This window comes from Pseudonocardia sp. (genome assembly GCF_029263155.1).
In the GTDB taxonomy this organism is placed as follows: Bacteria; Actinomycetota; Actinomycetes; order Mycobacteriales; family Pseudonocardiaceae; genus Pseudonocardia.
The window spans coordinates 17622-37055 of sequence record NZ_JAJCYB010000101.1; the positions used below are offsets into that span (position 1 = coordinate 17622).

Genomic DNA, 19434 nt, shown 5'->3' on the forward strand with positions numbered 1-19434 from the left:
CCATTCGTCGGTGACGATGACGTGCTCACCGTCCTCGTCCACCCGCCCGGCGCACGTCAGCTGCCCGCTACAGCTCTCACCGGGGTGCCGGTTCGCCGCGTCGCGCACGACCGATGACACTGGATCCGTGATGGGAGACACGCGGTGAAGACCTTCGACGAGCTGTTCGCCGAGCTCACGGACAAGGCCGCCACCCGGCCTGCCGGGTCCGGCACGGTCACGGCGCTGGACGCCGGCGTCCACGCTCAGGGCAAGAAGGTGCTCGAGGAGGCGGGCGAGGTGTGGTTGGCGGCCGAGCACGAGTCCGACGACGCGCTGGCCGAGGAGATCTCCCAGCTGCTCTACCGCCTCCAGGTCCTCATGATCGGCCGCAAGATCTCGCTCGACGACGTGTACAAGTACCTGTAGATCCACCAGCACTACTCCGGGAGAGCTCATGCTCCGCATCGCCGTTCCCAACAAGGGGACCCTCGCCGAGCCCGCTGCCACGATGATGCGCGAGGCCGGGTACCGCCAGCGGTCGGACCTGCGTGACCTGAGCATGCTCGACGAGGAGAACGACATCGAGTTCTTCTACCTGCGGCCCAAGGACATCGCCACCTACGTGGGATCCGGCGACCTGCAGCTCGGGGTCACCGGTGCCGATCTGATGGACGAGTCGGGCAGCCAGGTGCAGACCATCCTCGGCCTGGGTTTCGGCCACTCGAAGTTCCGTTTCGCCGCCCCCGAGAACAGCGACATCTCCAAGCTCGAGGACCTCGAGGGCAAGACGATCGCCACGTCCTACCCGCGGCTCGTGCGCTCGCACCTGGCCCGCAACCGCGTGCGTTCGGAGATCGTCAAGCTCGACGGCGCGGTGGAGATCTCCGTGCAGCTCGGGCTGGCCGACGCGATCGCCGACGTGGTCTCCTCGGGGCGCACGCTGCGCCAGCACAACCTGGTGGTGATCGGCGACGCCATCGCGGAGTCCGAGGCCAACCTCATCGAGCGCGAGCCGCGGCCCGACCGCGAGGAGTCCGCGGCCACCCGGGCCGCGAAGACCGTGTTCGTGGAGCGGATCCGCGGCGTCGTCTACGCCCGCCAGTTCCTCATGGTCGACTACGACTGCCGCAACGAGCTGCTCGACCGGGCCAAGGAGATCAGCCCGGGCCTGCAGGCGCCCACGGTCTCGCCGCTCACCGAACCGGGCTGGTCGGCGGTGCGCTCGATGGTGCTCAAGCGCGACGTCAACAAGGTCATGGACCGGCTCGCGGACATGGGCGCCCGCGCGGTCCTGGCGTCGGAGATCCGGTCCTGCCGCGCGATCGACGGCCGCAGCACCTGAGCCGTCGGCGGGGTGCGGTCAGCGCGGCCGGACGGTCAGGCCCTGCGTGATCCGCCCGGTGTGCCCGGCCGTGTCGAACACCTCGGCCGACACCGTGCCCAGGCCGGCCGGCCCGATCACGGTGTGCGCCCGCACCCCGACCCACTCGCCCTCCGGGGCCCGGTGCACGTGCATCGTCAGCTCGGTGTTGACGAACAGCCACCTCCGGACGTCCAGCACGGCGGCGATGCCGTTGGCGCTGTCGCCGACCAGGGCCAGCCGCTGCCACCCGCTGGTCTCCTCCCCCTCGACGAGCGGGACGCGCGGGCGGACCCAGGCCACGCCGGGCCCGGGGTCGCCGAGCCAGCCGGTGAGCCACCGCCACTCCAGCGCGTCCAGGTAGCCCGGGAGCCAGCCCTCGGGACGTTCGGGGCGCTCGACGGCCTGCTCGGGTGGCGGCAGGGGCGCGGCATCGCCGGTGACCACGGCCGCCGTGTCGCCGTCCGCGAGCCGCCACGCCCTGGCGCGCAGCACGGTCCGCCCGCCCGCGGTCATCTCGGCACCCAGCAGCTCGATCGTGCGGCCGGGGCGTTCGACCGCGGCCCGGACCTCGACGTCACCGGCCGGGATCCGCCCGAGCACCTCCACGGTGACGCGGGAGAGCTGCGTGCCCGGCCGAGGGTCGCACCGCTCGAACGCCCGCACGAGCAGCGCCGCGGGGGGACCGCCGTGCTGCGCGTCGGAGAACCAGGGGCCGGTGGTGGAGAACGTGGCGTGGAACCGCTCGCCGTCCAGGCCGTCGAGCGGGCGGTAGAAAGGTCCGAGGTCGGGCACGCCGCCGATCATGCCTCGCTATCCCGCCCGGTCCAGCACCGACTCCTCCGCGCTCGCCTCCGGATCCCGCGGCCACCCCGGGTAGGGCGGGGGAGTGCCGCCCCACGCCGGACAGATCGACCGGTGGCTGCACCAGTCGCACATGCGACCGCGGTTGGGGCGGAAGTCGCCGGTGGCCCCGGCGGCGAGTACGGCCAGCCAGATCGCGTCGAGGGTGCGCTCGAAGCGGCGCAGCTCGTGCTCGTCGGGCTGGTAGCGCAGCGTCTCGCCGTCGCTGAGGTAGATCAGCCGCAGCTCGGTGGGCACCACGTCGTGCAGCTGCAGCAGGGCGAGCGCGTAGAACTTCATCTGGAACAGGGCCCGCGCCTCGGCCACCTGGCGGGGGGCCGCGCCGGTCTTGTAGTCGACCACCCGGGTACGGCCGTCGGGCGCGACGTCGAGCCGGTCGAGGTAGCCCCGTAGCAGCAACCCCGACCCCAGCTCCGTCTCCACGAGCAGCTCCCGGGCCGCGGGCTCGAGCCGGCGCGGATCCTCCAGTCGGAAGTAGGTCTCGAGCAGGGCCTCGGCCGACTCCAGCCAGCCCGGCACCTCGGGATCCTCGGCGCCGCCGTCGAACAGGTCGGCGGCCAGCCCGGGGGTGCGCCCGCACAGCTCGCTCCACAGGGGGCCGACCATCGCCCGGGCCGCCTGCGCGTCGCGGTCGCCCGCCGGCAGGTCGAACAGCCGCTCCAGTACCGCGTGGACCAGCGTGCCGCGGACCTGAGCGCGGGAGGGACGTTCGGGCAGCCGGTCGATCGCCCGGAACCGGTAGAGCAGCGGGCACTGCTTGAAGTCGGCGGCGCGCGAGGGCGAGAGGGCGGGGCGTCTGCGGTCGGGAGGTGCGGGATCGGGTGCGGGCACGGGCTCGGGCACGGGCACGGGCTCGGGCACCGCGGACTCGGACATGACGGCGAGGGTAGGTCAGCCCACCGACAGCCGCGGCCACCCCGCGCAGGTCCGTGGCCGCCACTGGATACGGTGTGTCGCGATGAAGAGGATCCGAACCGCCCTGGCCGTGGTCGCGCTCGTCGGTGCCCTCACCGGCTGCACCGCGGGTGTCGACGGGGCGGCCTCCCCGTCCACGGGCCCGGCCACCACGGCCACCGCCACTGCCACCGCCACCGGGTCCGGGTCCGGAACGCCGTCGGTCACGCCGAGCAGCAGTGGGGCGGGCGCGGTCGGGCCCGAGGAGCAGCGGATCGCGACGGTCCTGCGCGCCTACCAGGGCGCGGTCGCCTCCGGCGACTACGCCACGGCGTGCCGGCTCAGCACCTCGGAGGCCAGCGCGCAGCTCGTGGCCGCGGTGGTGGCAGGCGGGGGGCAGGCGACCGGTTGCGAGCAGGCGATGACCGCGGTGTTCAGCCAGGACGGGGCGGCGGGTGCGGCGGCGGAGGCCGCGTCCACCACCACCGTCGAGGACGTGACCATCGACCGGTTCAACGCCACCATCACGTGGACCTCCACCCGGCAGGGCGAGCCGCGTACCGACTCCGCGGCGCTGCAGTCGGTCAACGGGCAGTGGCTCCTCGCCGGGGCCGCCTGAAGCCTGGCGCGGAGCCCGCACCCGGCGGGCCGTGATCGTCGCGCGGGAACGCGGAGGCGTGCCCGGCGGGCTGTGATCGTCGGGTGGGAACGGGGAGGCGTGCCCGGCGCGGCCGCGGGTTCCTGTCCGCTGATCATGGTCGCCCGGCCGGCGGGTCGGGCGACCGCCGGGGAACCGGGTGCCGCGTGCCTCCCGGCTCCGGTGCGTCGGGCGGGGCCGTCCCGGCGCTCGGATGGTGATCGCCGCCCAGGAACGCTCTGGCGTGCACGGCGCGGTCGTCGGTTCCGGTTCGCCGATCTCGGGGTGGGGACCGGGTGTCGGGCCGAGGTGCGGGGTGCCCGCCGGTCTCGGTGTGCTGGTCGGAGGGCGGGCACGGCAGCCGTGGGTGATCCCCGCCTGGGAACGGTGCGGCGTGTGTGGTGCGGCTCCAGGTTCCGAAGTGCTGATCATGGTGGCCGGTGGCCGGTGGCCGGTGGCCGGTGACCGCTGGCCGGTCCACCGGTGCACCGGTGCACCGGTGCACCGGTGGCCGCGACCCCGGCCCGCGAGCCCGGGCCGGGCCGTCGGAGCCGTGCCGTTAGCGTTTCCTCCCGTGTCCGCAACGTTGCCGCCCGAGGTCGATCCCGCCGAACCCCAGCCCCCCCGCCCCGGCCCAACCCGGGGCGAGGAGTTCCGGGCCGGTGACCGGGTGCAGCTCACCGACCCCAAGGGGCGCCACTACACGGTCGTGCTGGAGGCGGGCGCGCAGTACCACACGCACCGCGGGGGCATCGCCCACGACGACCTGATCGGCAAGCCCGAGGGCAGCCTGGTGCACTCGCCCGTGGGCACCCCGTACCTCGCGCTGCGCCCACGGCTGGCCGACTACGTGCTGTCCATGCCGCGGGGGGCACAGGTGATCTACCCCAAGGACCTGGCCCAGATCCTGATGTGGGGCGACGTGTTCCCCGGGGCGCGCGTGCTGGAGGCGGGGGCCGGATCGGGTGCGCTGACCTGCTCGCTGCTGCAGGCCGTCGGGCCGACCGGATCGGTACGGTCCTACGAGATCCGCGCCGACCACGCCGAGCACGCCGAACGCAACGTGTACCGGTTCTTCGGCGAGATCCCACCCCATTGGTCCTTGACGGTCGGCGACCTCGCACTGCACGCCGACGTCGAGCACGGGTCCGTCGACCGGGTCGTGCTGGACATGCTCGCCCCGTGGGAGCAGCTCGACACGGTGGCGAGAGCCCTCGTCCCGGGAGGGGTGCTGGTCGTGTACGTCGCCACCACCACGCAGCTGTCCCGGATCACCGAGGCGCTGCGCGAACAGCAGTGCTGGACCGAGCCGGAGGCGTGGGAGTCCCTGGTCAGGGCCTGGCACGTGGTCGGTCTGGCCGTCCGGCCCGAGCACCGGATGCAGGGCCACACCGCGTTCCTCGTGACGGCCCGACGGCTCGCCGACGGCGTGTCGCCCCCGCGCCCCCAGCGACGCCCGACGGCGACGCGCTGAACCGGGCGGAGCGCGGCAGGCCCGCATCGCGGGCGGCCGTCACGGAGACGGCACGACCGTTCCCCGTCAAGGTGCCGTCCGCGTGAGTGATGGATCACCGATTCGCCGCACCGCGTCCGGCAGGGCGGCCAGGTATCGTATGGAAACGGAACACGGAGGGAGGATGCCGTGAACCCCTACGACGGAACCGGCAGACAGAACCCAGGTGGCATGAACGCCGACGAGGCGGCCGCCCAGATCCGCTTCCTCGAGGAAGAGGTCGCCCTACTCCGCCGCAAGCTCACGGAGTCGCCGCGCCAGGCCAGGGTGCTGGAGCAGCGGCTCGCCGAGGCGGCCAGCAGGCTCTCCCAGCTCTCGGCCCGCAACGAGAAGCTGACCGAGACGCTCAAGGAGGCCCGCGGGCAGCTGATCGCGTTGCGCGAGGAGGTCGACCGGCTCGCGCAGCCCCCGAGCGGCTACGGCGTGTTCCTCGCCCGCTTCCCCGACGAGACGGTGGACGTGTTCACCTCCGGCCGTCGGATGCGGGTCGCGGTCTCCCCCGCGGTGTCGACCGAAGAGCTGCAGGCCGGGCAGACCGTGCGGCTCAACGAGGCGCTCACCGTCGTCGAGGCGGGCGACTTCGAGCGCATCGGTGAGGTCTGCGCGCTGCGCGAGGTGCTCTCCCCGCCCACCGATGACGGCCTCGCCGGTCGCGCGCTGGTCGTCGGGCACGCCGACGAGGAGCGCGTGGTGTGGCTCGCCGCCCCGCTGTTCGACGAGTCCGACCCCGACCTGATCGCGCTCAAGCCGGGCGACTCACTGCTCGTCGACACCAAGGCGGGCTACGCCTACGAGCGGGTGCCCAAGGCCGAGGTCGAGGACCTCGTGCTGGAGGAGGTGCCCGACGTCGGCTACGAGGACATCGGCGGCCTGTTCCGGCAGATCGAGATGATCCGCGACGCGGTCGAGCTCCCGTTCCTGCACGCCGAGCTGTTCACCGAGTACGAGCTGCGCCCGCCCAAGGGAGTGCTGCTCTACGGACCTCCCGGCTGCGGCAAGACGCTCATCGCGAAGGCCGTGGCCAACTCGCTGGCCAAGAAGATCGCGGCCCAGCGCGGTGACGACCCCAACGAGGGCCGGGCGTTCTTCCTCAACATCAAGGGCCCCGAGCTGCTCAACAAGTTCGTCGGTGAGACCGAGCGGCACATCCGGCTGATCTTCCAGCGGGCCCGGGAGAAGGCCAGCGCCGGCACCCCGGTGATCGTCTTCTTCGACGAGATGGACTCGATCTTCCGCACCCGTGGGTCGGGGGTGTCCTCCGACGTGGAGACCACGATCGTGCCCCAGCTCCTCGCCGAGATCGACGGCGTCGAGGGCCTGGAGAACGTCATCGTGATCGGTGCGTCCAACCGCGAGGACATGATCGACCCGGCGATCCTGCGACCGGGCCGGCTCGACGTCAAGATCAAGATCGAGCGTCCGGACGCCGAGGCGGCCCAGGACATCTTCTCCAAGTACCTCACCGACACGCTGCCGGTGCACCTCGACGACATCGCGGAGTTCGGCGGCAACCGCAAGGCGTGCATCGACGCGATGATCGAGCGGGTCGTGGAGCGGATGTACGACGAGACCGAGGAGAACCGGTTCCTGGAGGTCACCTACGCCAACGGGGACAAGGAGACGCTCTACTTCAAGGACTTCAACTCCGGCGCGATGATCCAGAACATCGTCGACCGCGGCAAGAAGTCCGCGATCAAGGCGGTGCTCGAGTCCGGCCAGAAGGGGTTGCGGGTGCAGCACCTGCTCGACGCGATCGTCGACGAGTTCGCCGAGAACGAGGACCTCCCGAACACCACCAACCCCGACGACTGGGCGCGCATCTCCGGCAAGAAGGGCGAGCGGATCGTCTACATCCGCACGCTCGTCACCGGCAAGAACGACGCCACCAGCCGGGCGATCGACACGGCCAGCAACACCGGCCAGTACCTCTAGCCCTCGCGCTCGGGGAACGGGGCCGACCGCACCGCGGTCGGCCCCGTTCCGATTCCCGGTCGGCGCCCGACGAGTGGGACTCCCGTCCGATAGGTTGCGACGAATGGGACCTTCGTCGGATCAGGGTTCGACGCGCCGGTGCCCGTGCGGGCTGCCCGCCACCTACGCCGCCTGCTGCGGCCGGTTCCACGGCGGGGAGGCGGCGCCGACCGCGGAGGCGCTGATGCGGTCGCGCTACAGCGCGTTCGCCGTGGGTGACCGCGCCTACCTGCACGCCACCTGGGACCCCGACACCCGCCCACGCCGCGTCGAGATCGATCCGGATACGCGGTGGACGGGGCTGGAGGTGCTCGGCGGCACCGGGGGCGGGCTGCTGGAGCCGACGGGCACCGTCGAGTTCCGGGCGCACCACGCCGGCGGTGTGGTGGCCGAGCTCAGCCGGTTCCGGCGGGTGGCCGGTCGCTGGGTCTACGTCGGCCCGACCGACCGGCGGGGACCGCTCAGAACTGCAGGCCCAGCGCCCACCCGCCGAGCATCCAGCTGAACAGGGTGATCAGCAGGACCCCGATGACGTTGAGCACCGCGCCGCCGCGCGCCATCTGGCCGATGGTCACGGTGCCGCTGCCGAACACGATCGCGTTGGGCGGGGTGCCGACGGGCAGCATGAACGCGCAGGTCGCCGCCAGCGCCGCCGGGATGAGCAGGGTCATCGAGTCGGCGCCGATGCCCAGCGCGACGCCACCGAGCACGGGGATGAACGTCGCGGCGGTGGCGGTGTTGCTGGTGACCTCGGTGAGCAGCAGGACGATCGCGACGACCGCCATGACGAGCAGCACGATCGGCAGCACGCCGAGGGCCTCGACCCGGGTCCCGATCCACGCGTCCAGCCCGCTGGCGGCGACCGCACTCGCGAGGCTCAGCCCGCCGCCGAAGAGCAGCAGCACGCCCCAGGGCAGCCCCTTCTGGGCGTCGTCCCAGTTCAGCAGCATCTCGCCGCCCCGGTCGTCGGCCCGGGGGTGGCCCGGCAGGAGGAACAGGACGATGCCGGCCGCGATGGCGATGGCGGTGTCGTCGAGCCCGCCGAGCCAGGGCAGTGCCGATCCGACGGGTTCGATGCGGGCGAGCAGGCCGGGGACGATCCACAGGAACGCCGCTACGGCGAACACCGCGAGCACGCGCCTCTCCCCGGTGCTGACCGGTCCCAGCTCGCGGACCTGCCCGGCGATCATCTCCTTGCCACCGGGGATCTCCTCGAGCCCGCTGCGGAACAGCACCCGGGTGACGAGCAGCCAGGCGATCGCCAGGAACACCACGACGATCGGTACGCCCAGCTGCATCCAGCCCAGGAAGGTGATCTCGCGGTCGAGCTGCTCCTCGGCGTAGGCGGCGACGATGGCGTTGGGCGGGCTGCCCAGCAGCGTGCCGAGGCCGCCGATCGAGGCCGACCAGGCGATGGACAGCACGAGCCCGACACCGAAGATCCGCACGGACGGGTCGTCGACGGTGTCGCTGATCGCGGATCCGCGGCGGACCTCACCGGTGCCGTGGCTGCGTTCGACGACCAGCGCGAGCACGCTCAGCGCGATCGGCAGCATCATCAGCGTCGTCGCCGTGTTGGACACCCACATCGACAGGAACGCCGTCGCGATCATCATGCCGAGCACGATCCGGCGGGGGTGGGTGCCGACCGCCCGCAGCGTCAGCAGGGCGATGCGCCGGTGCAGGTTCCACTTCTGCATGGCGATGGCGATCAGGAACCCGCCCATGAACAGGAAGACGATGTCGCTGGCGTACGGGGCGGTGGCGTCGCCGACGGACAGGACGCCGAAGGCGGGGAAGGCGACGATCGGGACCAGCGCGGTGGCCGAGAGGGGGATGGCCTCGGTCATCCACCACACGGCCATCAGCACGCCGATCGCGGCGACCGTGCGTCCGGCGGGCTCCAGCCCGGTCGCCGAGCCGAGGGCGAGCCAGGTCAGCGCGGAGGCGACGAGCCCGGCCCCGCGGAAGGCCCACACCCGACCCGGCGGGCGCGCGTCGGTGGGGGTCCCGGGCGGCCCGGCGGGCCGTTCGTCGGGGCGTGGTGCGGGACGGGTGCTCGTCATGCGCGGGCTCCTCCGGCCACCGACTCCTCCATTCGGCGGACGCTACCCGATCGTGTCGCGTCGTCCGGCCGGAGCACGTGTGCCGCCGGATGTCCGATCCGTTCACGACCCGGGCCGGTACGGAGTCCTACCGTGCGGCCATGACGATCGAGGCGAAGCTGGACGCCGTCGGGCTCGTGGTGGCCGACATGGCGGCGGCCTGCGCGTTCTACCGGATGCTGGGTCTGCAGATCCCCGACGGCGCCGAGACCGCCCCGCACGCCGAGGCGGTCCTGCCCGGCGGGGTGCGGCTGATGTTCGACATCGAGGACATCGCCCGGTCCCTGGATCCGGGCTGGGCCGCACCGGCGGGCGGGGGACGCACGAGCCTGGCGTTCCTGGTGCCCGCCCCGGTCGCGGTCGACGCCGCGTACGCCGAGCTGACCGGGGCGGGGTACCGCGGCGAGCGGGAACCGTTCGACGCCCCGTGGGGGCAGCGCTACGCCACGGTGCTGGATCCGGACGGCACGGGCGTGGACCTGTTCGCCGCGCTCACGAGCTGACCCGGCGCGATGTCGGCGAGCGCGCGGAACTCGCGGGACAGGTGCGGCTGGTCGGCGTAGCCCGCGTCGACCGCGACCGCGGCCGGGGCAGCGCCCGCGTACAGCAGTGCGACGGCCCGGCGGAACCGGAGGACCCGGCGCAGCACCGCCGGGCCGTAGCCGAAGTGCTCCAGACACCGGCGGTGCAGGGTGCGGGTGGTGCAGCCCAGGGCGTCCGCGGTGGCCGCCACCCCGGACCCGCCCGCGATCCGCGCCACCACCTCGCGCGGGGGCCGGGCACCGCCCGCCGGCAGTCCCAGCGCGATCTCGGCGAGCAGGTCGAGCTCACGCGGGCCGGTGCCGGCGGGCGCGCCGGCCAGCCGCTGCACCCCCGCGCGCGCCGTCCGGGGGTGCAGCTCCGCGAGCGCGACGCGCCGATCGCGCAGCTCCGCGGCCGGGACGCCCAGCAGCGAGGGCAGGGCACCCGGGGTGAACCGCAGCCCCGCCGTGACCGAGCCGGGTGCCACGACGACGGGATGTGCCGTGGTGTCCGGCCCGGCCACCAGCAGCTCGCCGGCGGACCAGACCAGGTCCATGCAGGAGTCGGGTACGACGTTCTGGACGCGTGCGGGCTCGGTGCCGCCGAGCACCGAGACCCACCCGCACTCCACGAGCCCGGCCAGCCGCGCGGGGGCCGGGTACTCGCGATAGGTCACGCGCCGACGGTAGCGTGATCCACCGACACCCTCAGGAGCCCGTTCACGCCGTGGCGTGGCCGTTGCGGCTCGCCCACACGGCGGCCTCGGCGCGGTTCGCGACGCCGAGCTTGCCCAGCACGTTCGCGACGTGGGTCTCGACGGTGCGCTCGGAGACCACCAGCTCGGCGGCGATCTGCCGGTTGGTCCGGCCGTCGGCGAGCCGGGCGAGCACCTCCCGCTCGCGAGTCGTCAGCGGGACGGCGGAGCGCTGCGCGCTGCGGATCGCGACCAGCAGCTCGTCCGCGGCCGCCAACGCGGGCGCCATCCCGAGCCGCCGGGCGGTGTCGGCCGCGGACCGGGCCAGTCCGGCCGCCCGCTCGGCGTCCCCGGGGCGCCCGACCAGCAGCCGGGCGAGCGCGACCTGCGACAGCACCCGGTAGGGCAGCGCGCCGACCCGGTCCTCCATGGCGACGGCCTCGGCGAGCCGGCGCTCGGCCTCCTCGTCGCGGCCCAGCGCGGCGGCGAGCACGCCCAGCACGCGCGACACCGACCCGTCGCAGCGGACCGATCCGGACCCGCCTGCGATGAAGTCGGCGGCGAACGGTGTGGTGCGGGCCAGGCAGCGGGCGACGGTGTCGGTGTCACCGAGCCGGGCCGCGAGCTCGCCGGTGCGCAGGACGATGGTGAGCCAGCGGCCGTCGGGGGGCAGGTCGTCGAGAACCGGGCGCAGCCGGTCGAGATAGTGGTGTGCGGTGTCGGTCTCGCCCGCGGCGTGCATGCGGGGCCCCATGTCGGCCCAGAAGATCGGCATCCAGCCGGCCAGGAGCCGTGCGTTCTCGGCGAGTTCCAGCATCTCGGCGTGGCGCCCGCTCAGGTCGAGCAGCTCGCTGCGGAACGCGCCGTCGACCCCGATCGCGCTGAGGTCACCGGTGCGCCGAGCCGCCGCGAGCGCGCGGTCGGCCTCCGCCTCCGCCTCGGCGAACCGGCCGCCGGTCAGGTGGCGCGCGGCGAGCAACCGGCGGTGGTGCCATGCCGCGAGCGGCCAGCCCAGGCGGTCGGCGAGTGCGGCGAGGTGGCCCAGCTCGGTGTCGACGACGTCGAGCGCGCCCCGCTGGAAGGCGGCGTCCACCCGCCACAGCCGACCCCACAGGTCGGCGTCGGGCGGCCCGCCGCGGCGGGTGAGGTCGAGCATGCGCGCCGCCAGCTCGACCCGTTCGGTCACGCCGGCCGGACCGCTGACGGCGTGCTGGCGGGCCCGCAGGGCGTCGGCGAGCGCGCCGGGCGAGCCGCTCTCCTCGGCCAGTCGCAGGGCCAGCGCGCTGGCGGCGTCCACTCCCTCCCAGCCGACGGTGTCGGAGACAGCGAGGGCACGCTGGGCCAGCACCCGGGCCCGACCGGCGGTGTCGCCGGGCGCCAGCGCCCGCAGCGCGACGTCGCACAGGTCGATGATGTCGGTGTTGTGCGGACCGCAGATGCCGCGCACGGCGAGCGCGGCACGCACGAGCACCGCCGGGTCGCCGGACTCGGTGGCCGCCGCGCGGCAGCGGCGGACGGCGGAGTCGGGCAGGCCCGCGGCGAACTCGGCGTCGGCGGCGTCGAGCCGCAGCCCGGCGCGGGTTCCGGCGTCGAGTCCCGGCAGGGCGAGCGCGGCGTCGAGGAGCTCGACCGCACGGTCGAAGGCGAGGGCGGCGGAGGCGGTGCCGGCCGCGGCGCGGCAGGCGTCCACCGCCGCGGCGCGCGTCGCGGCGTCGACGGCGGACCGCAGCCGGTGGGTCACCGCCTCGCCGGGCAGCGCACCGGCCTCGATCGCCGCCGCCAGGCGCGCGTGCCAGTCGAGGCGACGGGCCGCGGGGAGCCGGTCGTAGACGGCCTCGCGGAGCAGGGCGTGGGCGGGGTCGAACAGCGGTGGGGCGCCCGCCTGCAGCAGCCCGGCCGCGGCGGCCGTCTCCAGCCCGCTCAGCGCGGCGGCGTAGTCCGGGGGCAGCTCCGCGTCGCCGAGCAGCAGGAGATGGTCCGGGCTGCACCCGGGTCCGGTCACGCTCGCCACCTCGACGGCGAGGCGGGCCGCCGGATCGAGGCGGGCGAGGCGCTCGGCGGTGCCGTCGGCGAGGTCGTCGGGCACTCCCAGCGGCCACGACCCGTCGGCCGGGGCCGGGACGGCGGCGCGACCGGTGTCGGCGAGGGTCGCCATCAGCGAGCCGACCAGCAGCGGGTTCCCCGCCCCCGCCCGGGCCAGTACAGCGGCCCACGACCGGTGGATGTCCGCCGGGAGCAGCGAGGTGACCTCGGCGAGGGACCACGGCCGCAGCGCGATGGTCCGGGTGCAGCCGAGGCGGCGCAGCTCGGTGAGGGCCGAGCGCAGTGCGGGCCCCTGCTCGGTCGAGCGGTACGTCACGACGAGGACGAGCCACGGGCGTCCCGCGGCCATGGCGAGCAGCCGCAGCGTCGACTCGTCGGCCCAGTGCACGTCCTCCAGCACCACGACGAGCCCCGTCCCGGTCGCCGAGGCCACCAGCCCGTCGAGCACGGCGTCGAAGGCGAGGGTCCGCGCGGCACGGGCGAGCAGCGTGCCCGCGGCGGGGTCGCTGGTCCGGGGGAGCGGGGCGCCGATCGCCGTCAGTGCCGCGCGCTCGGGGCGTCCGGCGAGCGCGAGCAACCACGGCCACAGCGGCGGCGCGCCCTCCTGGGGATCGGCCCGGCCGGCGATCACCGGGCACCCGACGTCGGCGAGCAGCTCGGCGACGAGCCGGGTCTTGCCCATCCCCGGTTCGCCGGCCACGAGGACGACGGCCGCCTCGCCGCGGGCGCCCCCGGCGACGGCCGAGCGTAGTTCGGCGAGCGCCGCGGCACGGCCGACGAAGGGCCCGGGTGGCATGTGCGTCAGTGTGGTGCACGGCACTGCAGGCCGTCGACACCCGGGACACCGACAACCGGGACACCGACAACCGGGACACCGGCCCGACGCGACCGGCCCCCGACGTGCGGTCGGGGGCCGGTCGGAGGGGAACGGTCAGGAGGTGCGCAGCACGCCCTGGATCTCGAGGGTGATCTGCACCTTCTCGCTGACGACGACGCCGCCGCCGTCCATCGGCATCGAGATGTCGACGCCGAAGTCGCTGCGGTTGATCGAGGTGGTGCCGGTGAAGCCCGCGCGCGTGCCGCCGTAGGCGTCCGGGCCGAAGCCGTTGACCTCGAGCGCCAGAGGCACGGACCGCGTCACCCCCTTGATGGTGAGGTCGCCGTCGACGACCAGGTCGTCACCGTCCACGCGCACTCCGGTGGAGGTGTAGGTCCAGGTCGGGTTGCGCTCGACGTCGAAGAAGTCGGCCGAGCGGATGTGGCCGTCACGCTGCTCGTTGCCGGTGTCGATCGAGGCGGCGTCGATCTCCGCGCGCACGCTCGATGTGGTGACATCCTCGCCGGTGACGATCTCCCCGGAGAATCCGGCGAACCGTCCGCGTACCTTGCTCACCATCATGTGGCGCACGGTGAAGGAGACGTCGGAGTGCACCGGGTCGATGTCCCAGGTTCCCGCGACGTAGCCGGGGATCTGGGTCGTTGCCGTGGTCATCGGTTCCTCCGTGAACTTGGTTGAACTCTCAGGTGTTGAGAGCGACAGTAGTACCAACAAGGTGAGAGTTCAACTATTCCGGGAGGGTCCGTGACCGAGCCGCGGTGGCTGGACGACGACGAGCAGCGCACCTGGCGCAGCTTCCTCACCGCCAGCCGGCTCCTGTGGGACCGCATCGATCGCCAGCTCCAGCACGGAGCCGGGCTCCCGCACGCCTACTACGAGATCCTCGCCCGCCTGTCCGAGGCGCCGGGTCGCACCCTGCGGATGAGCCAGCTGGCCACGTCGTCGCTGTCCTCGCGCAGCCGGCTCTCCCACGCCGTCTCCCGCATGGAGGAGGCCGGGTGGGTGCTCCGCAGGCCGTGCCCCTCGGACCGGCGCGGGGCGCTCGCCGAGCTGACCGACGCCGGCCTCGCCCGGCTGGAGAGCGCCGCCCGCGGCCACGTCGAGGAGGTCCGGACGCTGCTGTTCGACCAGCTCAGCCCCGCCCAGCAGGCCGCGTTGCTCGACATCAGCGAGGCGCTGACCGCCCATCTCGCCCCCGAGCCGCTGTGGCCCGCCGTCGCCGACCGGGCCGCCGACGACGAGCAGCGGTAGCCGCCGTACGACCGCCCGCCATCCCCCGGGCGCCCGGCCGGGTGGGATCGGTGGCGTGGGGGCCGGACCGCGAGGACGGGTCCCGAACGCCGGTGCCGGCGGGCGATGACGCCGTCATCGCCCGCCCGGGTCCGTCGCCCTCGCGGTCCGGTAGCCGGTTCCTACGGGAAGGTGATCAGTGGCTTGACGATCCCGTCGGCCTTGGTCGTCATCATCTCGAACGCCTCGCCGATCCGGTCGAAACCGAACGTGTGCGTCGTCATGGGTGTCGGGTCGATGCGACCGGACGCCAGCAGGCGCAGCAGCCGCTTCATCCGCTCGCTGCCGCCGGGGCACAGGCCGGTGTGCACGGCCTTGTCGTTCATGCCCAGGCCGAACGCGTCGAGCGGCAGCTGCAGCGGCGCCGGGTTCTCCCCGTGGTACCCGACGTTCGACACGCGCCCGCCGGCCTTCGTGACCCGCAGGCACGCCTCGAAGGTGTCCGGGAAGCCGAAGGCCTCGATGGCGGCATCGGTGCCCTCACCACCGGTGAGGTCCATGATCTGCTCGACCGGGTCGCCCGCGGTGAAGTCGACGATGTCGGTGGCGCCGAAGCGCTTGGCCAGGGCCTGCCGCTCGGGGCGGGACTCCACGGCGATGATCCGCCCGGCGCCCATCAGCTGGGCGCCGATGGTGGCGGACAGCCCGACCGGGCCCTGGGCGAAGATCGCCACGGTCTCGCCGAACTGCAGGTAGCAGTGCTCGACGCCCATGAAGCCGGTGGTGAGCATGTCGCAGCAGTAGGCGGCCTGCTCGTCGCTGATCGTCTCCGGGATCGGCGTGAGGTTGGCGGCGGCGGCCGGTACCACGAAGTACTCGGCCATGTTGCCGTCCATCTGGACGGTGTACTTGTAGCCGCCCAGCGCACCGCCGCACTGGCTGGTGAACCCGCGCTGGCACGCCGAACAGCGGTAGCACGGCGTCACCGCGCAGACGACGACGCGCTGGCCCTCGGAGAACCCGGTGACGGCCGACCCGAGCTTGTGGATCACGCCGACGGACTCGTGGCCCAGCGTGCGGCCGTCCGGCACCGGCAGGGCGCCCTTGACGGTGTGCACGTCGGAGGTGCAGATCAGGGCCGCGGTGGTGCGGACGATCGCCTCCTCCGGTCCGGGCTCCGGGACCGGCTTCTCGACCACCTCGGTCTCGCCGACACGTTTGATCACGAACGATTTCATCGTCTCCGGCACAGGAACTGCCCCTTCCGGGCTCGGGAACCTCCGAGCATGCGCGTGATCGCATGTGATGCCGGTCTCAACCTGAGACGCGGGCTAGGGTGGGTGCATGAGTGCGTTGAAGGCCCGCCCGTGACGGCCCGCCGGATCATGGGTACGGAGATCGAGTACGGGATCTCGGTGCCGGGCGACCCCACCGCCAACCCGGTGATCACCTCCACTCAGGTGGTGCTGGCCTACGCCGCCGCCGCCGACATCCCCCGCTCGCGCCGGGCCCGGTGGGACTACGAGGTCGAGTCGCCGTTGCGCGACGCCCGCGGCTTCGACCTGTCCACGCCCACCATGCACGCCCCCGCCGACTCCGAGCTCGACGACCTCGGCGCCGCCAACGTCATCCTCACCAACGGCGCGCGGCTCTACGTCGACCACGCACATCCGGAGTTCTCCACGCCGGAGGTCACCACCCCGCGTGACGTCGTCATCTGGGACAAGGCGGGGGAGCGGGTGATGGAGGAGGCCGCGATGCGCGCGGCCACCGTGCCGGGCGCGCCGCGGATCCAGCTCTACAAGAACAACGTCGACGGCAAGGGCGCGAGCTACGGCTCGCACGAGAACTACCTGATGGCGCGGTCCACCACGTTCCCGGCGATCGTCGCGGGCCTCACGCCGTTCTTCGTCACCCGCCAGGTGGTCTGCGGCGCCGGGCGGGTCGGCATCGGCGCGTCGGGGGACGAGGCGGGCTACCAGATCGCGCAGCGCAGCGACTACATCGAGGTCGAGGTCGGCCTGGAGACCACGCTCAAGCGCGGCATCATCAACACCCGCGACGAGCCGCACGCCGACGCCGACAAGTACCGCCGCCTGCACGTCATCATCGGCGACGCGAACATGAGCGAGTACTCCACGCTGCTCAAGGTCGGCACGGCCGCGATCGTCCTGGACATGATCGAGAAGGGCGTGCGGTTCGACGAGCTGCGCCTCGCCGAGCCGGTCCGGGCGGTGCACCAGATCAGCCACGACCCGACGCTCAAACACACGGTGGAGCTCACCGACGGGCGCACGCTCACCGGTCTGGAGGTGCAGCAGGCCTACTTCGAGAAGGCGCAGGCCCACGTCGGCGACCGGCCCGACGAGGCCACCGCGGAGGTCATGCAGCTCTGGGGCGAGGTGCTCGAGGACCTGGCCCGCGACCCGATGAGCACCGCCGACCGCCTGGACTGGACGGCCAAGCTGCGGCTGCTCGAGGGCTACCGCGAGCGCGACGGCCTCGGCTGGGACGCGCCGCGGCTGCACCTGGTCGACCTGCAGTACAGCGACGTCCGGATGGCGAAGGGTCTGTACAACCGGCTCGCGACCCGCGGCTCGATCACGCGGCTGGTCACCGAGGACGACGTCACCGCCGCCATGACCGGCCCGCCCGAGGACACCCGCGCCTACTTCCGGGGCCGCTGCCTGGAGCGCTACCCCGCCGAGGTCGCCGCCGCGTCCTGGGACTCGGTGATCTTCGACCTGGGGCGGGAGTCGCTGGTGCGCATCCCCACGCTGGAGCCGCTGCGGGGCACCCGCAAGCACGTCGGCGAGCTCATCGACAACTCCCGCACCGCCGAGGAGCTGGTGGAGGCCCTGACCCGGGGGTGATGCCACGATCGTGGCGTATTCTGTGCCTCATGAAGGAGCGACTCTCCGTCACGGTGGACGCCTACCTGCTCGCCGAGGGCAGAGCTGCTGTCGAGGCCGGGCTGCACCACAATCTCAGCGCGTGGGTGAGCGCGGCCCTACGCGCGCAGTCCGAGCACGACCAGCGCATGCGCGCTGCGGACGAGTTCTTCGCCTGGTACGAGACCGAGTACGGCGAGATCACCGAGGAGGAGATGGAGAACGCGCATCGCGAGCACACGGCGCGCGCCGCCAGCGTGAACATCCCCGACGGCGAAGAGTGCGGCGACCCGACCGACGCCCGCCGGACTGCATGACATACGTCCTCGACGCCGGAGCACTGCTCGCCGTCGAACGCGGCGACCGCAAGCTCATCGCCGACCTGCGCTACGAGAACGTCGCCGGACGGCCCCCGGTCACCCACGGCGGGGTCGTCGGCCAGGTGTGGCGGGGCGGATCGGGCGCACAGGTACCGCTGGCTCGTGCGCTCACGCTGATGGCGGTGGTCCCGCTGGGCAACGCGCTGGGCCGCCGGGCGGGGGAGTTGCTGGCCCGAGCGGGTACGCGGGACGTCATCGACGCCGCGCTCGTACTCCTCGCCGGTCCGGACGATCTCGTACTGACCTCGGACCCGGATGACCTGGGTGCGCTCGCACGCGCCGCGCGGAGGCGGATCCGCATCCTCTCCTTGTGAATGATCACGGGCGTGTCGGGCGTACGACGGTTAGTGTTCATGGGGAGCAGCAGAGCAACGGGAGGCGTCATGTCGCAGGAGCAGACCAAGCGTCAGGGCGGTGGCGGCGGGGACGACGACGAGGGCGCCGACGCCGCCGCGGCCGGCCAGGAGCGTCGTGAAAAGCTGGGCGAGGACGTCGACACGATCCTCGACGAGATCGACGACGTCCTGGAGGAGAACGCCGAGGACTTCGTCCGGGCGTACGTGCAGAAGGGCGGCGAGTAGCCGCACCGCTAGGTTCCTCCACACCAGCACGAGCAGTACCGCACGAGGAGAGGCGCAGACGACGACCATGACGTTCCCGGAGCCAGGGCGCCGCGCCCCCGTCGGGCTGGACGCGTACCTCGCGCCCGGCCCGTCCTCGTTCACCGACTTCGTGACCGCACACGCCCCGCACCTGCTGCCCGCACAGGTGCCCGACGGCCTTCCGCCGCGCGCCGGGGCCGGCCTGGACGTGCCGCACGGCACCACGATCGTCGCGCTCGTGTTCGACGGCGGGGTCGTCATCGCCGGTGACCGCCGCGCCACCTCGGGCAACGTCATCGCCCAGCGCGACATCGAGAAGGTGTTCGTCACCGACGCCTACTCCGCGGTCGGGATCGCCGGGTCGGCGGGGATCGCGCTGGAGATGGTGCGGCTGTTCAGCGTGGAGCTGGAGCACTACGAGAAGATCGAGGGCACCACGCTCTCGCTCGACGGCAAGGCCAACAAGCTGGCCAGCATGGTGCGCGGCAACCTCGGTGCCGCGATGCAGGGTTTCGTCGTGGTGCCGCTGTTCGCCGGGTTCGACACCGATGCACCCGACCCGAGCCGGGCCGGGCGGATCGTCACCTACGACGCCACCGGCGGCCGCTACGACGAGCTGCTGGGCTACCACTCCGTGGGCTCGGGCTCGGTGTTCGCGAAGTCGGCGCTCAAGAAGCGCCACAGCGTCGACGCCGACCTGCCCACCACGGTCCGCACGGCGATCGAGGCGCTCTACGACGCCGCCGACGACGACTCCGCCACCGGGGGTCCCGACCTCACCCGCCGGCTGTACCCGATCGTCGTGTCGATCACCGCGGCCGAGGGCGCGGTCCGCCGCCCCGACGCCGAGATCGCCGAGGTCGTCGCCCAGGTCGTGGCAGGCCGCACCGAGAACCCCGGAGGCTGAC

20 protein-coding genes are annotated in these 19434 nt (G+C 73.2%); 13 read left to right on the top strand and 7 right to left on the bottom strand.

Annotated elements, in window-relative coordinates; genetic code table 11:
- Positions 1-144: 144 nt before the first annotated feature.
- Together Q1K26_RS20615 and hisG are read left to right on the top strand one after the other, a co-directional pair.
- Positions 145-408, top strand: coding sequence for a phosphoribosyl-ATP diphosphatase (locus Q1K26_RS20615; protein ID WP_300015467.1), 264 nt, complete (start codon positions 145-147; stop codon positions 406-408).
- Positions 409-436: 28 nt separating this feature from the next.
- Positions 437-1324 carry an ATP phosphoribosyltransferase gene (hisG, locus tag Q1K26_RS20620; RefSeq protein ID WP_300015469.1) on the top strand — a complete coding sequence of 296 codons (888 nt, stop codon included), beginning with the start codon at positions 437-439 and terminating at the stop codon, positions 1322-1324.
- An 18-nt stretch (positions 1325-1342) separates the two neighbouring features.
- On the opposite strand, the gene Q1K26_RS20625 is transcribed toward hisG, so the two are convergent.
- Both Q1K26_RS20625 and Q1K26_RS20630 read right to left on the bottom strand, forming a co-directional pair.
- Entirely contained in the window at positions 1343-2137 is a 795-nt protein-coding gene (locus tag Q1K26_RS20625) for a thioesterase family protein (RefSeq protein WP_300015471.1), read from the bottom strand.
- 18 nt (positions 2138-2155) lie between these two features.
- Positions 2156-3082, bottom strand: coding sequence for a PD-(D/E)XK nuclease family protein (locus Q1K26_RS20630; protein ID WP_300015473.1), 927 nt, complete (start codon positions 3080-3082; stop codon positions 2156-2158).
- Between the two features lie 82 nt (positions 3083-3164).
- Between Q1K26_RS20630 and Q1K26_RS20635 the strand changes: the two genes are divergently transcribed.
- The 4 genes from Q1K26_RS20635 (at position 3165) to Q1K26_RS20650 (ending at position 7726) form a co-directional block, all read left to right on the top strand.
- Complete coding sequence (locus Q1K26_RS20635; protein ID WP_300015475.1) at positions 3165-3719, top strand: hypothetical protein; 555 nt, start codon at positions 3165-3167, stop codon at positions 3717-3719.
- 592 nt (positions 3720-4311) lie between these two features.
- Positions 4312-5211 (top strand): tRNA (adenine-N1)-methyltransferase, encoded by a 900-nt coding sequence (locus Q1K26_RS20640; protein ID WP_300015477.1) that lies wholly within the window; start codon positions 4312-4314, stop codon positions 5209-5211.
- 210 nt (positions 5212-5421) lie between these two features.
- The gene (arc, locus tag Q1K26_RS20645; protein WP_300015479.1) at positions 5422-7182 is read left to right on the top strand and encodes a proteasome ATPase; all 1761 of its coding nucleotides are present in this window, start codon (positions 5422-5424) and stop codon (positions 7180-7182) included.
- Between the two features lie 103 nt (positions 7183-7285).
- A complete protein-coding gene (locus Q1K26_RS20650) occupies positions 7286-7726 on the top strand; it encodes a YchJ family metal-binding protein (protein ID WP_300015480.1) in 441 nt (146 codons plus the stop codon).
- On the opposite strand, the gene Q1K26_RS20655 is transcribed toward Q1K26_RS20650, so the two are convergent.
- Complete coding sequence (locus Q1K26_RS20655; protein ID WP_300015482.1) at positions 7683-9287, bottom strand: DASS family sodium-coupled anion symporter; 1605 nt, start codon at positions 9285-9287, stop codon at positions 7683-7685. The two genes, Q1K26_RS20650 and Q1K26_RS20655, sit on opposite strands and share 44 nt — an antisense overlap.
- A gap of 140 nt (positions 9288-9427) precedes the next feature.
- On the opposite strand from Q1K26_RS20655, the gene Q1K26_RS20660 reads away from it, so the two are divergent.
- Positions 9428-9829 (top strand): VOC family protein, encoded by a 402-nt coding sequence (locus Q1K26_RS20660; RefSeq protein ID WP_300015484.1) that lies wholly within the window; start codon positions 9428-9430, stop codon positions 9827-9829.
- Here the strand turns inward: Q1K26_RS20660 and Q1K26_RS20665 are convergent.
- From Q1K26_RS20665 to Q1K26_RS20675, 3 genes are all read right to left on the bottom strand, one after another.
- Entirely contained in the window at positions 9766-10524 is a 759-nt protein-coding gene (locus Q1K26_RS20665; protein WP_300015485.1) for a DUF6597 domain-containing transcriptional factor, read from the bottom strand. The two genes, Q1K26_RS20660 and Q1K26_RS20665, sit on opposite strands and share 64 nt — an antisense overlap.
- A gap of 43 nt (positions 10525-10567) precedes the next feature.
- Positions 10568-13381, bottom strand: a complete 2814-nt coding sequence (locus tag Q1K26_RS20670; protein ID WP_300015487.1) for an AAA family ATPase — start codon at positions 13379-13381, stop codon at positions 10568-10570.
- A 135-nt stretch (positions 13382-13516) separates the two neighbouring features.
- Positions 13517-14077 (bottom strand): YceI family protein, encoded by a 561-nt coding sequence (locus Q1K26_RS20675; RefSeq protein WP_300015489.1) that lies wholly within the window; start codon positions 14075-14077, stop codon positions 13517-13519.
- A 90-nt stretch (positions 14078-14167) separates the two neighbouring features.
- Here Q1K26_RS20675 and Q1K26_RS20680 point away from each other — a divergent pair, with 90 nt between their 5' ends.
- The gene (locus Q1K26_RS20680; protein WP_300015492.1) at positions 14168-14674 is read left to right on the top strand and encodes a MarR family transcriptional regulator; all 507 of its coding nucleotides are present in this window, start codon (positions 14168-14170) and stop codon (positions 14672-14674) included.
- 161 nt (positions 14675-14835) lie between these two features.
- Here Q1K26_RS20680 and Q1K26_RS20685 read toward each other — a convergent pair whose 3' ends face one another.
- Entirely contained in the window at positions 14836-15879 is a 1044-nt protein-coding gene (locus Q1K26_RS20685; protein ID WP_300015494.1) for an NAD(P)-dependent alcohol dehydrogenase, read from the bottom strand.
- 159 nt (positions 15880-16038) lie between these two features.
- Here Q1K26_RS20685 and dop point away from each other — a divergent pair, with 159 nt between their 5' ends.
- The 5 genes from dop (at position 16039) to prcB (ending at position 19433) form a co-directional block, all read left to right on the top strand.
- The gene (gene dop / locus Q1K26_RS20690; protein ID WP_300015713.1) at positions 16039-17526 is read left to right on the top strand and encodes a depupylase/deamidase Dop; all 1488 of its coding nucleotides are present in this window, start codon (positions 16039-16041) and stop codon (positions 17524-17526) included.
- A 29-nt stretch (positions 17527-17555) separates the two neighbouring features.
- A complete protein-coding gene (locus Q1K26_RS20695) occupies positions 17556-17861 on the top strand; it encodes a hypothetical protein (RefSeq protein WP_300015496.1) in 306 nt (101 codons plus the stop codon).
- On the top strand, positions 17858-18238 hold the full coding sequence (locus tag Q1K26_RS20700; protein ID WP_300015498.1) for a hypothetical protein: 381 nt from the start codon (positions 17858-17860) through the stop codon (positions 18236-18238). The genes Q1K26_RS20695 and Q1K26_RS20700 overlap by 4 nt, the downstream gene beginning before the upstream one ends.
- 69 nt (positions 18239-18307) lie before the next feature.
- A complete protein-coding gene (locus tag Q1K26_RS20705; protein WP_141276402.1) occupies positions 18308-18505 on the top strand; it encodes a ubiquitin-like protein Pup in 198 nt (65 codons plus the stop codon).
- A gap of 67 nt (positions 18506-18572) precedes the next feature.
- The gene (gene prcB / locus Q1K26_RS20710) at positions 18573-19433 is read left to right on the top strand and encodes a proteasome subunit beta (protein ID WP_300015501.1); all 861 of its coding nucleotides are present in this window, start codon (positions 18573-18575) and stop codon (positions 19431-19433) included.
- Position 19434: the final 1 nt, after the last annotated feature.